Genomic DNA, 14,943 nt, shown 5'->3' with positions numbered 1-14,943 from the left:
CCTGCCCGGAAATCTAAAATATCAAACTCATTATATGCAATTGTCTAAAAATCACCTAGCTATTCCGGATCTTCCTGAAAAAGTCCTGCAATTTGGTACCGGCGTGCTTCTCCGTGGTCTCCCTGATTATTTCATAGACAAAGCCAACAAAGCCGGTATTTTCAACGGCCGCATTGTCGTGATCAAATCTACAGATAAAGGCGGTACAGACGCTTTTGCCGCACAGGATAACCTTTATACACAATGCGTACAGGGTATCCATCACGGACAGCGTGTTTCAGATCATATCATCAATAGCTCCATCAGTCGTGTATTGTCTGCCGCTTCACAATGGGAACAGATCCTTGCCTGCGCAGCAAATCCGGAGATGGAAATCATCATATCCAATACAACTGAAGTAGGTATCAGCCTGACTGATGATGATATTCTTGCAATTCCACCCGCTTCCTTTCCCGGAAAACTATTAGCCTTCTTACTGAAACGCTACCAGGTAAACCAGAAAGGAATGGTGATTATTCCAACGGAACTCATTCCTGACAATGGTACAAAACTGAAGACCATCGTTCTTGAACAGGCAAAACGTCATCAGCTACCGCAGCCATTTATTCATTGGCTGGAAACAGAGAACCACTTCTGTAATTCACTGGTAGACCGCATTGTACCAGGTGCCCCTTCAAAAGAAGACCAGGCAGCTACCGAAAAACAACTTGGTTACAGGGACCAGCTCATGATCATGTCTGAAGTCTACCGCCTCTGGGCGATAGAAACCGGCAGTGAAGAAGTGAGAAAAATCCTCTCCTTTGCAAAAGCAGATGAAGGTGTCGTCATTGCAGCAAATATCAACGTATTCCGTGAATTGAAGCTGCGTCTGCTGAACGGCACACACACGCTTACCTGCGGTTTAGCACATCTGGCAGGTTTTGAAACAGTACGAGAAGCAATGGAGGATGGTGCTTTTGAGGCGGTGATCTCTGCCCTCATGCAACATGAAATTGTACCCGCAATTACTGATATCCATATTCGCGAAGATGCAGCACACCGTTTTGCGTTAAGTGTATTGGATCGTTTTCGCAATCCATTCATTCAGCATCGCTGGCTTAGTATTACCATGCAGTATACAAGCAAAATGAAGATGAGAGTAATTCCCATTCTAAGGAAATACTATCAGCATGTGCATGAAGTACCCGCCTTGCTGGCAATGGGGTTTGCCGCGTATTTACTAACAATGAAACAGGATATACAGGATGATCATGCGGCCTATTTCAAAGAAAAATGGCAGCAATTATCTCCTGATGGGCTGGTACAGGAAGTCTTGAAGAATGAAGCCTTATGGGGCGAAGACCTGACAAAATACAAAGGCTTCGCACAGGCAGTTACTGTCATGTTGAATCATTTAATTATAGAAGGTGCAGCTACATTGATCAAAAGAGTATCTGCCGAAACAACCGTGCAATGAAAAGAAGTATCTTAAAAGTCCACCCGCACGATAACGTCGTGGTGGCGCTGACCGACCTGAAGAAAGGTGAATCCGTACAGGAAAACGGCATATTTTACACGCTGTATGACGACATACCAGCCAAACATAAATTCACCGAAGTGGCGCTCCGGGAAGGGGAACCTATTACGATGTATGGCGTACTTGTAGGGCGCGCAAAACAGGACCTGCCCGCCGGTGCAAGGATAGGTACTAATAATGTGCAACATGCAGCCAGTGATTTTCAGCTGGCGCCGCAACGTAAGACTGCCTGGCATCAACCCGATATCACACATTGGAAAGATCGCACCTTCCTCGGATACCATCGTGCAGATGGAAGTGTGGGAACAGGCAATTACTGGCTGGTGATTCCCATGGTCTTCTGTGAAAATAGGAATGTGGAAGTATTGAAGGAAGCCCTCACAGATGCCTTAGGATATGGTCGCCCTAAGAAATATGCGGCCTTCGCAAAACAACTCGCCGCGCAATTTCAGCAGGGTGCAGGCAAAGAGCAGATTATCGAAACTATCTATACCGAAGACGAAACCGCTTATCAGCAACAAAAAGTTTTCCCTAATGTAGATGGTATCAAGTTCCTCACGCATGAAGGTGGTTGCGGCGGCATTCGTCAGGATGCACAAACCCTCTGTGGACTGCTGGCAGGGTATATTACGCATGCAAATGTAGCAGGTGCTACTGTTTTAAGTCTGGGATGCCAGAATGCCCAAATCACCATGTTACAGGAGGAGATCAGCAAACGTTCACCTAATTTCAGTAAACCCTTATACATCCTCGACCAGCAAACAATTGGTACCGAGCAGGAGATGGTGTCGACCGCTATTAAACAAACCTTTGCCGGACTGATAGCAGCCAATACGATCGAAAGAAAACCCGCCCCTTTAAGTAAGCTGACGATAGGTCTTGAATGTGGTGGATCAGATGGCTTCTCCGGCATTTCTGCGAATCCGGCTATAGGTTATACATCTGACCTGCTTGTAGCATTAGGGGGTAGTGTCATCTTATCTGAATTTCCTGAACTGTGTGGTGTTGAACAGGAGATGAGTGACCGTTGTGTACAGGAAGCAGATGCACTGCGTTTTATAGACCTGATGCGTACTTATGAGCGCAGGGCAGAAGATGCCGGCTCTGGTTTTGACATGAACCCTAGTCCTGGCAACATTAAGGATGGCCTCATCACGGATGCCATCAAGAGTGCAGGGGCTGCAAAGAAAGGCGGCACTTCCCCGGTCGTGGAAGTGCTGGATTACCCACAGCAGGTAAAGAAACCGGGTCTTAATCTCTTATGCACCCCGGGTAACGACGTGGAGTCTACCACAGCCGAAGTAGGTGCGGGAGCTACCATCGTTTTGTTCACTACCGGACTGGGTACTCCTACAGGGAATCCCGTAACACCCGTGATCAAGCTGTCGAGCAATACAAAGTTATTTGAAAAAATGCCGGACATTATAGACATCAATACCGGTACGATCATAGATGGGGACGAGACAATTCAACAGGCAGGGGAGCGGATACTGGAACACGTGATCCAGGTAGCCAGTGGAACATTGCCCGCAAAATCAGTCCTGAACGGACAGGATGATTTCATTCCCTGGAAGAGAGGAGTCTCATTGTAAAAACAATTAATCAGCAATAATGAAGCAGTTTTTAGATGAACATTTCCTGTTGAGTACTGCGACATCCAGGAAACTGTATCACGACTATGCAAAGGAGATGCCTGTGATTGATTATCATTGTCACCTGCCGCCGGCGCAGATTGCCGCCGATACCGCGTTTGAAAATATTACCCAGGCATGGCTGTATGGAGATCACTATAAGTGGAGAGCCATGCGTACGAATGGAGTACATGAGAGCTATTGTACCGGCAATCGTTCGGATTGGGAGAAGTTTGAAAAGTGGGCGTCGACAGTTCCTTATACCTTACGCAATCCGCTATACCACTGGACTCATCTCGAATTACAACGTTATTTTGGTATCAATGATATATTAAATGCTTCTTCGGCTGCAGCTATCTACGCGAGCTGTAATGAGCAGTTGCATACGAAGGAATATACCACCCGTAACCTGCTACGCAAAATGAATGTAGCACTTGTGTGTACCACAGATGATCCGGCAGATACATTGGAGTATCATCAGCAATTGAAGAATGAAGGATTCGAAATTCCTATCCTGCCGGCGTTTCGTCCCGATCTGGCCATGAATGTGGATGATCCGGTTAAATATAATGCTTATCTCCGGAAGCTGGAGCAGGCGGCGAATACAAGTATTTCAACTTATCAGGATTTATTGACTGCGCTGAAGAGCAGACATGATTTCTTCGCAGCTATGGGGTGTTCCGTGTCAGATCATGGTATAGAGGAGATTTATGCAGATGATTACACAGATGCAGAGGTGAATAATATTTTTGTGAAAGTGAGAGGGGGAAAGCAATTGACAATTTCCGAAATCCGGCAGATCAAGTCTGCACTGTTATTGCAACTGGCTATCTGGGACTGGGAGAAAGGCTGGGTGCAGCAATATCACCTGGGTGCTTTGCGTAACAACAATTCCCGGATGATGCGGCAGTTAGGGCCAGATACCGGGTGGGACTCAATTGGAGATTTCTCCCAGGCAAGAGCGTTGGCGAAGTTCCTGGACAGGTTGGATAGTCAGGACCAGTTGGCGAAAACGATTCTGTATAATCTGAACCCAGCGGATAATGAGTTGCTGGCGACGATGATCGGGAATTTTAACGATGGATCAGTAGCGGGCAAGGTGCAGTTTGGATCAGCGTGGTGGTTTCTGGATCAGAAAGATGGGATGATTAAGCAGATCAATGCGTTGTCTAATATGGGATTGCTGAGCCGTTTTGTGGGGATGCTGACAGATTCCAGAAGTTTCCTTTCCTATCCGAGACATGAATATTTCCGACGTATTGTATGTGAATTATTTGGTCAGGAGATTGAGAATGGAGAAGTGCCGAATGATGTGGAGTGGGTCGGGAAGGTGATTCAGGATATCTGTTTTTACAATGCACAGCAGTATTTCGGCTGGCAACAGGTTCAATAAAAAACACATCCCGGTGACGACAGGGCGTCACCGGGATTCTCCTCCGCTGCAAGCAATCTCATTTTATGATAAACAATCCGCGTGCTCATATCCGCGGATCGGATAAGTCGCTCCCGCCGCTAACGGCGGGCCAATCAACCCCGCTGCGAATTCATTCTTTCACTGAACCATTTCACGATTTTCTTCCTGATTCGTATTTCATTCTTCCTTCCCGAACTACTGTACAATTACACGCTCTAATTCGCAAGCCATTCTACCGAAATAAACCTGACCAATGATTCTCTCTTTACTTTGTACTTCATTCTTTTCAACTCATGCCATAATCACAATTCCTCTTTCCGGTTCCAATTCCATTCTTCCAAACTAAGCCTAAGCAGCATTTCCGTTCTCTCAACCTAATCCTTCAAACACAAATCCCGTCTTTGCCTTGTAATTCCATTCTCTCAACCTAATCCTTCAAACACAAATCCCGTCTTTACCTTGTAATTCCATTCTCTCAAACTAATCCATCAAACACAAATCCCGTCTTTACCTTGTAATTCCGTTCTCTCAAACTAACCCTTCAAACACAAATCCCGTCTTTACTTTGTAATTCCATTCTCTCAAACTAATCCATCAAACACAAATCCGGTCTTTACTTTGTAATCCCATTCTCTCAAACTAATCCATCAAACACAAATCCCGTCTTTACCTTGTAATTCCATTCTCTCAAACTAATCCTTTAAACACAAATCCCGTCTTTACCTTGTAATTCCATTCTTTCAAACTAATCCTTCAAACACAAATCCCGTCTTTACTTTGTACACTCCACTCTCTCAAACTAATCCTAACCCACAATTCCCCATTCCACATAACTAAACCACTTACTAACCCAATTCACATAAACGCCAACCTATTTATGATAAACAATCCGCAGTCATCCGCGGACCGGACAATTTCACCCCGCTGTTACAAGGCTGTTCAAATGCTACAAAATCTGCCAATCCACTCCGCAAAGTATCCTCTGCTTTCAGTGCATCGAAATTTCCATTTAGTATCAGCGGGCCATTAAACCTTGCTCTGATCCCTGCCAGCAGGATCGCTGGTATCTCCGGTTCTCCCAGACTGTGTCCATCTACAAGGTGTATATAGGAAAGTGAAAACGTATCCAACGCATCCACTAAGTATTCATAAGTCGCATTGATCTGCCCGTGATGCTGCAAGTCATTTACCTTACTATAAGGAGAAAGTCTGATCCCCGTCCTGTCTTTGCCAATCGCTGCACTTACTGCCGCCACTGTCTCCAGTATGAAACGCACCCTGTTCGGAATACTCCCGCCATATTTATCCGTACGCTGATTCGTGTCCGGATGCAGGAACTGCTCCATCAGGTATCCGTTGGCAGCATGCAGCTCTACGCCATCAAAACCCGCTTCAATCGCCTGTTTAGCTGCCTTTACGTGCAACTGTACCATCTCCTGTACTTCTGAGGTAGTCATTGCTTTTGGCATACCATATGGCTGATAGCCGTGTGCCGCCGTCCATATTTGTCCGTTGGCAGCAATTGCCGATGGCGCCACTATCCTTGTTTTTGCCGGCATATTAGCAGGATGGGAGATCCTGCCCGTATGCATAATCTGTAAGAAGATCTTACCTCCGTTTGCATGTACTGCTTCCGTTACTTTTTTCCATCCGGCTACCTGTGCCCTGCTATAAATTCCGGGCATGTGTGCGTGCCCCATACCGCTCTCCACAGGGCTGGTGCCCTCGGCTATAATCAGCCCGGCACCTGCCCGACGGCTGTAATACTCCACCATCAGATCATTCGGAACCCCATCATTGACACGGCGTTTTGTTACAGTCGGTGTCATCACGACTTTGTTGGGAAGGGCATATTTGCCTATGGTTGCTTGTGATAATAATGCTGGATACATATTAGAATGATCGTTCTGAAAATGGTCAAAAAATTTTTATTTCCTGATACTGCTTAAAATATGATCAGTCAACTGATCAATTAACTGTTTATCATTGAATAACACATCCATCATCCACAGGGAGCTGAAGCTGCTATAAAGGAAGCGGGCCATCACACCAGGGTCTTTCTCTGCGGGAATTTCTCCCAGCTGTTTCGCCTTTTCAAGTAACTCCTGCAAGACCTGAATAAGTTCCAGTGCCTGGTTTTTAACAAGGTCTTTGATAGCCTGGTCCATGGATGCCAGTTCAAAGGAGGTCTTCACCATCAGGCAACTCTGGCCTTCTTTCCTGTTCTCAATGGCTTTGCGTACAATGTGTTCAACAGCGGCGATCGGGGAGCAAACCTGACAGCATTGTTTGTAATCTTTCAGCGCCTGCCTGGCGTAGTTAGAGAGACATTGCTGAAAAAGGGCATGCTTGTCGCCATAAGTATCATATATAGAGGCCCTGTTCAATTGCATACCATCCACAAGGTCCTGCATAGATGTAGCATTGTACCCCTTTTGCCAAAAGAGATCTCTTGCTTTTTCCAGCCGTTCTTCAGGATCGAATGCTTTGTTACGTGCCATGATGGTGCAAAAATATAATTATAGAATGAATGTTCCAAAAAAAGAAAAAGGAAGTTTAAATTATTTTGCCATCAGCTAAAAATGCCCTTTCCCGGAATGCCACATACACAGTATAAAAATTAAACGACAAACCGGTCGAAAGGGAACTGTTCCTTTTTTGTAGAAACAGGTCTACAATGTTCTGAAAATCATTACAGTAGAGGTTGATTTGAAGAAATCCTTTCTCCATAAGGCATTCCATCGATTCCAGGATTGGTCATTGGCACAGTGGCCCTTTTTTTGCCTTTCTCCCAGTAATTAATTGTTGAACCTAAAAAAGTTAGAAATGAAAAGACTAAGTTATGTAGCTGCCACGTTGATGACCGTTTGGATGTTACAATCCTGCGGTGGAGGTACCGAAGCAAAGCATGAAGATGCTGTAGACAGCGCTCAGGCTGTTAACAAGGAAACTGCTCCCGTTGATCAGTCTTCCTCTGACTTCGCTGTAAAAGCTGCCGATGCCGGCATGAAAGAAATTGCCCTGGGCAAGATCGCACAGGAGAAAGGTGTAAACCCCCAGGTAAAAGCTTTTGGTGAGCAAATGGTAGCAGACCACTCTAAAGCTGCTGATGAACTGAAAACAATTGCTGCAGCTAAGAACATTACACTGCCCGATAGCGTGGGTGTTGACTACAAGAAAGATATTGAGGATATCAGCAAAAAAACCGGTAAAGATTTCGATAAGGCTTATATAGATGCAATGGTAAAAGATCATAACGATGCAGTGGATCTGTTCCAGAAAGCCAGCAATGATGTAGGTGATCCTGAGCTGAAGGCATTTGCCGCTAAAACCCTGCCTACTTTACAGGCGCATCAGACGCATGTAAAGACGCTGGATAGCTTAATGAAGAAGAATAAATAACAGGTAGTTTTGAAATTTGTGGTTGTTAGTTGCCAGGATGTTTTATGTGAAATGGAATTCGGGAATGTCGACCTGGTGGCTAACAACTCTTTTTTTGTAAATAATGCCCATAAATTGCGTTAGCGCTTACGGTAAATATTCATTTTCGTCAGCGGCTGAACTTCTAACGAAAAGTGCCCCGGACCACCGTAAGACCTCTGCCATTAAAAAAGAATTTTTCCGTCCTCCTACCACCACCTATCTTTGCTGTCGAGGAAGGGAGTTATGTACGCAATCGTCGATATCGAAACCACAGGTGGGCACGCCAGTGCCAATGGCATCACCGAAATAGCCATATTTATTTATGATGGTACTCAAATAGTTCAGCAATATGAATCGCTGATCAATCCTGGTGTACCTATTCCTCGCTACATTAAATCCCTCACCGGTATCACCGACGATATGGTAGCCAATGCTCCTGCATTCGCAGATGTAGCAGGTGAAGTCTTCGCTTTACTAAAAGACAATATCTTCGTCGCTCACAACGTCAACTTCGACTATTCATTTTTACAATACCACCTGTTGCAGGCAGGCTATGACCTCCGCACCAAAAAACTCTGTACCGTACGCCTGGGCCGCAAGATCATCCCAGGCCTACCCAGTTACAGTCTCGGCAACCTTTGCCGTTCTCTGCAAATCTCTGTTGAACAGCGCCATCGCGCAGCAGGCGATGCTGCTGCCACCGTTCGTCTCTTTGGCCTTTACCTGAGCCTGGATACCAACAACGCTATTTCTGCAGCACTCAAAACTACCAGCAAGGAACAATTCCTGCCTGCCAACCTGCCCCCGGATCAGGTGAAGAAACTACCTTCCGGTCCCGGTGTTTATTATTTCCATGATCAGAAGGGTAAAGTTATCTACGTGGGCAAAGCCAGGGATATTAAAAAAAGGGTTAACAGCCATTTCACCGGCAACAATCCCAGCCGGCAGCGCCAGGAATTCCTGCGTAACATCTACAGCATTTCTCACGAAGTGACCGGTACGGAACTAATGGCCAATATCCTCGAAAGCGTGGAGATCAAAAGGCTGTGGCCAAAATACAACAGAAGCCAGAAAAACATAGAATTCAAATACGGCTTTTACACCTTCGAAGACCAGCTGGGGTACCTGCGCCTTGTCATAGAACGCCGCCGCAAGTATACCATGCCGCTTCACTCATTTCCGCTGCTGGTACAGGGCCACCAGATGCTGAAAGGGCTGATCCGCGAATTTGATCTCTGTCCACGCCTCTGCTTCCTCCAGAAGGGAGATGGTGCCTGCAAACCATTGACAGGCCATACATGCAAAGGAGCCTGTGATAAAAGGGAACTACCGGAATATTACAACTTACGGGTACGGGCTGCCATCATCCATATGCAAAAGGCACAACCATCCTTTATAATTGTAGATGCCGGGCGTGATGCCGCAGAACAGAGCTGCATCCTGATGGAAAAAGGCCGGTTTTATGGTATGGGCTACATTCCCCGTGAAACCGCTATTACCGCTGATATGAATGTAAAAGACTGGCTTACCCAGTATCCTGATAATGAATACATTTTAAATCTTATTCATCAATTTGCCGGCGCTAATAATTCCCGGCTTTTAAAGTTTTCTTAGTTAATTAATCCCAGCTAAAGTATTTTTGCGCATCTGAATGCATAAGTGGCAGAAATTGCCCTGTGAATGAAGGAAATTCGTTAATTGTTTTAATAAGGTAAATTTTCATGTTAGAGTCAAAGTTTAAATTTCCCGGGCAAACCGCTTTTTACAAGGGAAAGGTAAGAGACGTATATACCATCAATGATAAAGAGATGGTCATGGTAGCCAGCGATCGTATCTCCGCTTTCGATGTGGTGCTGCCCCGTCCAATTCCTTACAAAGGTCAGGTGCTGAACCAGGTAGCAGCAATCATGCTGAACGCTACCAGGGATATCGTGCCTAACTGGGTGAAGGCTGTCCCCTTACCAAATGTAACCATTGGCTTGAAATGTGAAACTTTCCCGGTAGAAATGGTGGTACGTGGGAACCTCACCGGCCATGCCTGGAGAACTTACAAAAGCGGAAAACGCGAACTTTGCGGCGTAACCATGCCGGAAGGCCTGAAGGAAAATGATTACTTCCCGACACCTATCATCACACCTACCACCAAAGCACACGAAGGGCATGATGAAGACATCTCCCGCGAAGAGATTCTTGCAAAGGGACTGGTGAGCAAAGAAGATTACGAACAGCTGGAAAAATATACACTCGCGCTCTTTGCCCGCGGTAAAGAACTGGCAGCTAAACGTGGGCTGATCCTCGTAGATACCAAGTACGAGTTTGGCAAAATCGGGGGTACTATCTACGTAATCGATGAGATCCACACACCAGACTCTTCCCGGTACTTCTACGCAGAAGGATACGAAGAAAAACAAAAAGCGGGTGAACCCCAGAAACAGCTCTCGAAAGAATTTGTACGCGAATGGCTGATGGCAAATGGATTCCAGGGTAAAGACGGCCAGAAAGTGCCCGAAATGTCCGATGAATTCGTCAACACTGTAAGCGAACGCTATATCGAACTGTTCGAAAATATCACTGGTCAGCCATTCGTGAAGGAAAACGTAAGTGAAGCCGAGAGCGAACAGAAGATCATTGAAGCTTTGAAAAGTTTATAAGTTATCAGAAAAGGGGGAGGGAGACCTCTCCCTTTTGTTTAGCTGAACATACATTCTTAGCAGCACAGCTGCCACAAAAACGGAAATTTGCTTAAAGGACCCTTACGACTGATAGACTAATGAAACACCTAGCCGTACTGAATAAATACTTTCTCCGCTATAAATGGCGCTTCCTGCTCGGACTGATCTGCACAGTAGTTTCTATTGTATTCAGTGTGTTTCAACCTATCATGGTGCGCCAGATCTTCGATTTGCTGGCACAGAACCTCAATAACTATCACCTCATCAGCGATACCAATCTCAAAACTCTCTTCCACTCTGACTTCTCCAAAGTCCTTGCTTTTTATGGCGTAATGCTCCTGGTGTTCGCTTTACTGAGTGGATTCTTTTTATACCTGCAAAGGCAGTCGCTGATTGTGATGAGCCGGCACATTGAATTCGACCTCAAGAACGAAATTTACCAGCACTACCAGCTGCTGGACCTCAACTTCTTTAAGATGCACCGCACGGGGGATCTCATGAGCCGTATCACAGAAGATGTATCACGTGTACGTATGTATGTAGGCCCGGCCATCATGTATGCCACCCGTACCATCTTTATGCTCGTGATTGTAGTGTACCTCATGATTGACGTCAACCCGCTGCTCACGCTATATACCTTATCCCCACTGCCTTTTCTCGCACTCACCATCTATTATGTGAATCACATCATTCACAGGAAGAGTGAAAGAATTCAATCACAGTTATCCAACATCACTTCTATCGCACAGGAGTCTTATTCCGGTATCCGTGTGATCAAATCATACGTACAGGAAGAAGGCATGATAGAACATTTTGAGAAAGCCAGTGAAGATTACAAGATCAGTTCTGTCAGCCTGGCAAAAACCGATGCGCTCTTTCAACCCAGTATGGCACTGATGATCGGGTTGAGTGTACTGCTCACCATTTTTATCGGAGGCATACAGGTGATCCATGGCAACATCACGGTAGGTAACCTGGCCGAATTTGTGATCTATGTAAATATGCTCATGTTCCCATTCCTTTCTATCGGAATGGTAGCCAGCATGGTACAACGTGCGGCGGCCAGCCAACAACGGCTCAATGAGTTCCTTGATATCAGGCCGGAGATTTTTACCAGGCCCGATGCAGTGTCCATAGATGTAAAGGGTGAAGTGACTTTCAGAAACGTTTCCTTCACCTATCCGCATACGGGTATTCAGGCAATCCAGGATTTCAACCTCACCGTAAAACCGGGAGAAAAAGTAGCGGTGATTGGCCGCACCGGTTCAGGGAAATCTACCCTCGCCCAGTTGCTGATCCGTATGTACGATCCGCAGGAAGGGGAGGTGATGCTGGATGGTATGGACCTGCGCACCCTGAAACTGGAGGACTTACGTACCCAGATAAGTTATGTACCACAGGATGTATTCCTGTTCTCAGATACTATTACTAACAATATCCGATTCGGTACACCCGAAGCAAATGAAGAAGCCGTACGCCAGGCTGCCCGGCAGGCCTCCGTTGAAAAGGATATCCTGGGATTCCCCGAAGGCTTCAATACCCTCGTAGGCGAACGTGGGGTAACATTGAGCGGGGGACAGAAACAACGTATTTCAATTGCCCGTGGTCTGATCAAAAATCCGAATCTGTTGGTGTTTGATGACTGTCTGTCGGCTGTAGATGCCCGTACGGAGAAAGAAATCATTGGTAACCTGTATGCTTACCTGAAAGACAAAACCGCTATAATTATTACCCACCGCATATTTGCCCTGTTTGAGTTTGATAAAATCATCGTTTTGGAGGAAGGAAAGATCGTAGAAACAGGCACCCATGACGAATTATTATCATTAAACGGTTACTACGCAGAATTGTACGCCCGACAGCAATCAGGCGACGACGAATCCATAATAGAATAAGGATCAAAATCTTATACATGCCTGAAAACCAGTACCTAAGCTGGGTTTCTATCATTTTTCAAAATCATTTAAAATTATTTTGATATTTGTAAAACAATAGTATATTTGTTGCTTATTGGAAAAAGGATTTGATTCGTTAACAACTTAAATCTATCAACTGTGGCGTACGAAAATACCAATCAGCAGGAAAGAAATAATGACAGTATCTTTTCTAAACGATTGAAAGCGGGTAAAAGAAGAACGTACTTCTTTGATGTAAAGACCACTCGGGGAAATGATTACTTTCTGACCATTACAGAAAGCAAAAAACGCTTTAATGACAATGGTTATGACAGGCACAAAGTGTTCCTGTACAAGGAGGACTTCAACAAGTTCCTGAATGCATTAACAGAGACCATCAACTACGTGAAGACTGAGTTGATGCCCGACTTCGATTTTGATGCCTACAATCACGACTATGTACGTGATGATGAAGATGGAGAAGGCGCAGAAGGTACTTCTGATGCTGTGGAAGCCGCTGTTGAAGCTGCTGCCGCACCTGCCGCTACTGCATCTGCTACTTCACATAGTGAAGATGTAGATAAGTGGTAAGGGAAGGTTAAAATTGACTTCTTAAACTTCTTATACAACCTCCGGATTTTTCCGGAGGTTTTTTTATGCCATTATAAAATCAAAAAAGAGGGTATGCCATAGGCACACCCTCTTTTTTATATTGTTTCCAAATGAAGCTATTACTTCATCTTCTTCCATGCGTTAATCAGTCCATTGGTTGAACTATCATGACTGTTCACTGCCGCATCATTCACCAGCTCAGGAAGGATCTTATTCGCCAGCTGCTTGCCTAACTCCACACCCCACTGATCAAAACTGTAAATATTCCATATTACACCCTGTACAAATATTTTGTGTTCGTACAGTGCTACCAGTGAACCCAGTGTTCTTGGATCGATCTCTTTCACCAGGAAAGAATTCGTAGGTCTGTTACCGGTGAATACTTTATAAGGTGTCAGCGCAGCTATCTCCGCTTCATTCAATCCCTGTTTCACCAGTTCCGCTTTTACCTCTTCGGCACTCTTACCATTCATCAGTGCTTCTGTCTGTGCAAAGAAGTTAGAAAGCAGCTTCACATGATGGTCGCCAATCGGATTATGACTGATTGCCGGTGCAATAAAGTCTGCCGGAATGATACGTGTACCCTGGTGGATCAGCTGATAGAATGCATGCTGCCCGTTTGTACCAGGTTCACCCCACACAATCGGACCTGTTTCGTAAGTCACCGCTTTACCGTTACGGTCTACATACTTACCATTGCTTTCCATATTTCCCTGTTGGAAATAGGCAGCAAAGCGATGCATATATTGATCGTAAGCTAAGATAGCCTCTGTAGCCGTACCAAAGAAGTTGCCATACCACAGTCCTATCAGTGCCATGATAGCCGGAATATTCTTTTCTAACGGCGTGGTCTGGAAATGTTTATCGACTGCATGTGCACCTTCCAGTAATTGTTTGAAATTACCAAAACCCACCGTCAGGGCAATGCTCAATCCGATTGCGGACCAAAGTGAGTAACGGCCACCTACCCAATCCCAGAATTCAAACATGTTTGCAGGATCGATACCAAATTCCTTCACCGCTTTTTCGTTGGTAGACAAAGCGGCAAAGTGCTTCGCAACAAATTTCTCATCCTTCGCATGCTCCAGGAACCATGCACGGGCAGTCAGCGCGTTAGTCATTGTTTCCTGTGTGGTAAAGGTTTTGGAAGCAACCAGGAATAAAGTTTCTTCGGGTGTTACTTTTTTCAGTGTCTCAGCAATGTGAGTACCATCTACGTTTGACACGAAGTAAGGCTGCATACCTTCTTTCCAGTAAGGCTTCAGTGCTTCAGTTACCATCACCGGACCTAAGTCAGAACCACCAATACCAATATTTACGATATAACGTATAGGCTTGCCGGTATAACCCTTCCATTCACCACTGTGAATACGCTCACAGAATTCTTCCATTTTTTTCTGTACAGCCAGTACATCCGGCATCACATCTTTTCCATCCAGCACAACAGGGTTGCCCGAGAAGTTACGCAGTGCGGTATGCAATACCGCTCTGTTCTCAGTAGCATTTATTTTTTCAGCGCTGAACATGGCTTTAATACCTTCTTCCACACCACACTCTTTCGCCAGTGCAAACAGCTTTGTCAGTGTTTCCGCTGTAATAATGTTCTTTGAATAGTCGAACAGGATATTTTCAAAGCGAAGATTGAATTTGTTAAATCTTTCAGCATCTTCCGCAAACAAAGTGCGCATGTGCGTTTGTTTCATCTTGTCTGCGTGTTTCAGCAGCTCCTGCCAGGCTTTTGTTGATTCAGGATTTGTCGTTGGGAACATGAGTTGATTAT

The 14,943-nt window shown here is 45.3% G+C and carries 11 protein-coding genes; 8 read left to right on the top strand and 3 right to left on the bottom strand.

Going from position 1 to position 14,943, the window contains the following annotated elements; all coding sequences use genetic code 11:
* Positions 1 to 34 precede the first annotated feature (34 nt).
* From ABDW33_RS27650 to uxaC, 3 genes are read left to right on the top strand one after another with little or no spacing between them, the layout of a single operon-like run.
* Positions 35 to 1,456: a tagaturonate reductase gene (locus tag ABDW33_RS27650; RefSeq protein ID WP_343693346.1), complete on the top strand. Its 1,422-nt coding sequence runs from the start codon at positions 35 to 37 to the stop codon at positions 1,454 to 1,456.
* Positions 1,453 to 3,108 carry an altronate dehydratase family protein gene (locus tag ABDW33_RS27645; RefSeq protein ID WP_343693345.1) on the top strand — a complete coding sequence of 552 codons (1,656 nt, stop codon included), beginning with the start codon at positions 1,453 to 1,455 and terminating at the stop codon, positions 3,106 to 3,108. Before ABDW33_RS27650 ends, ABDW33_RS27645 begins: the two co-directional genes overlap by 4 nt.
* Positions 3,109 to 3,127: 19 nt before the next feature.
* The gene (gene uxaC, locus ABDW33_RS27640; RefSeq protein ID WP_343693344.1) at positions 3,128 to 4,540 is read left to right on the top strand and encodes a glucuronate isomerase; all 1,413 of its coding nucleotides are present in this window, start codon (positions 3,128 to 3,130) and stop codon (positions 4,538 to 4,540) included.
* Between the two features lie 896 nt (positions 4,541 to 5,436).
* Here the strand turns inward: uxaC and ABDW33_RS27635 are convergent.
* Together ABDW33_RS27635 and ABDW33_RS27630 are read right to left on the bottom strand one after the other, a co-directional pair.
* On the bottom strand, positions 5,437 to 6,453 hold the full coding sequence (locus tag ABDW33_RS27635; RefSeq protein ID WP_343693343.1) for an alkene reductase: 1,017 nt from the start codon (positions 6,451 to 6,453) through the stop codon (positions 5,437 to 5,439).
* Positions 6,454 to 6,489: 36 nt separating this feature from the next.
* On the bottom strand, positions 6,490 to 7,062 hold the full coding sequence (locus tag ABDW33_RS27630; RefSeq protein WP_343693342.1) for a TetR/AcrR family transcriptional regulator: 573 nt from the start codon (positions 7,060 to 7,062) through the stop codon (positions 6,490 to 6,492).
* A 325-nt stretch (positions 7,063 to 7,387) separates the two neighbouring features.
* On the opposite strand from ABDW33_RS27630, the gene ABDW33_RS27625 reads away from it, so the two are divergent.
* The 5 genes from ABDW33_RS27625 to ABDW33_RS27605 all read left to right on the top strand — a co-directional run bounded on the left by ABDW33_RS27625 (position 7,388) and on the right by ABDW33_RS27605 (position 13,142).
* On the top strand, positions 7,388 to 7,963 hold the full coding sequence (locus ABDW33_RS27625; protein ID WP_343693341.1) for a DUF4142 domain-containing protein: 576 nt from the start codon (positions 7,388 to 7,390) through the stop codon (positions 7,961 to 7,963).
* Positions 7,964 to 8,227: 264 nt separating this feature from the next.
* A complete protein-coding gene (locus tag ABDW33_RS27620) occupies positions 8,228 to 9,598 on the top strand; it encodes an exonuclease domain-containing protein (protein ID WP_343693340.1) in 1,371 nt (456 codons plus the stop codon).
* 107 nt (positions 9,599 to 9,705) lie between these two features.
* A complete protein-coding gene (locus ABDW33_RS27615) occupies positions 9,706 to 10,635 on the top strand; it encodes a phosphoribosylaminoimidazolesuccinocarboxamide synthase (protein ID WP_343693339.1) in 930 nt (309 codons plus the stop codon).
* Between the two features lie 119 nt (positions 10,636 to 10,754).
* Positions 10,755 to 12,551, top strand: coding sequence for an ABC transporter ATP-binding protein (locus ABDW33_RS27610; protein WP_343693338.1), 1,797 nt, complete (start codon positions 10,755 to 10,757; stop codon positions 12,549 to 12,551).
* Between the two features lie 159 nt (positions 12,552 to 12,710).
* Positions 12,711 to 13,142 carry a DUF3276 family protein gene (locus ABDW33_RS27605; protein ID WP_146969096.1) on the top strand — a complete coding sequence of 144 codons (432 nt, stop codon included), beginning with the start codon at positions 12,711 to 12,713 and terminating at the stop codon, positions 13,140 to 13,142.
* 140 nt (positions 13,143 to 13,282) lie between these two features.
* Here ABDW33_RS27605 and pgi read toward each other — a convergent pair whose 3' ends face one another.
* The gene (gene pgi / locus ABDW33_RS27600) at positions 13,283 to 14,932 is read right to left on the bottom strand and encodes a glucose-6-phosphate isomerase (RefSeq protein WP_343693337.1); all 1,650 of its coding nucleotides are present in this window, start codon (positions 14,930 to 14,932) and stop codon (positions 13,283 to 13,285) included.
* Positions 14,933 to 14,943: the final 11 nt, after the last annotated feature.

This window comes from Chitinophaga sp. (assembly GCF_039596155.1).
GTDB lineage: Bacteria > Bacteroidota > Bacteroidia > Chitinophagales > Chitinophagaceae > Chitinophaga.
The sequence above is the reverse complement of the archived record's forward strand: the minus strand, read 5'-3'. Positions and strand labels throughout refer to the sequence as shown.

Excerpts from the sequence above, each read along its gene's own strand:
- ABDW33_RS27610 (WP_343693338.1), top strand. The coding sequence starts at position 10,755 with ATGAAACACCTAGCCGTACTGAATAAATACTTTCTCCGCTATAAATGG.
- ABDW33_RS27625 (WP_343693341.1), top strand. The coding sequence starts at position 7,388 with ATGAAAAGACTAAGTTATGTAGCTGCCACGTTGATGACCGTTTGGATG.
- uxaC (WP_343693344.1), top strand. The coding sequence starts at position 3,128 with ATGAAGCAGTTTTTAGATGAACATTTCCTGTTGAGTACTGCGACATCC.
- pgi (WP_343693337.1), bottom strand. The coding sequence starts at position 14,932 with ATGTTCCCAACGACAAATCCTGAATCAACAAAAGCCTGGCAGGAGCTG.
- ABDW33_RS27645 (WP_343693345.1), top strand. The coding sequence starts at position 1,453 with ATGAAAAGAAGTATCTTAAAAGTCCACCCGCACGATAACGTCGTGGTG.
- ABDW33_RS27650 (WP_343693346.1), top strand. The coding sequence starts at position 35 with ATGCAATTGTCTAAAAATCACCTAGCTATTCCGGATCTTCCTGAAAAA.
- ABDW33_RS27615 (WP_343693339.1), top strand. The coding sequence starts at position 9,706 with ATGTTAGAGTCAAAGTTTAAATTTCCCGGGCAAACCGCTTTTTACAAG.
- ABDW33_RS27635 (WP_343693343.1), bottom strand. The coding sequence starts at position 6,453 with ATGTATCCAGCATTATTATCACAAGCAACCATAGGCAAATATGCCCTT.
- ABDW33_RS27620 (WP_343693340.1), top strand. The coding sequence starts at position 8,228 with ATGTACGCAATCGTCGATATCGAAACCACAGGTGGGCACGCCAGTGCC.
- ABDW33_RS27630 (WP_343693342.1), bottom strand. The coding sequence starts at position 7,062 with ATGGCACGTAACAAAGCATTCGATCCTGAAGAACGGCTGGAAAAAGCA.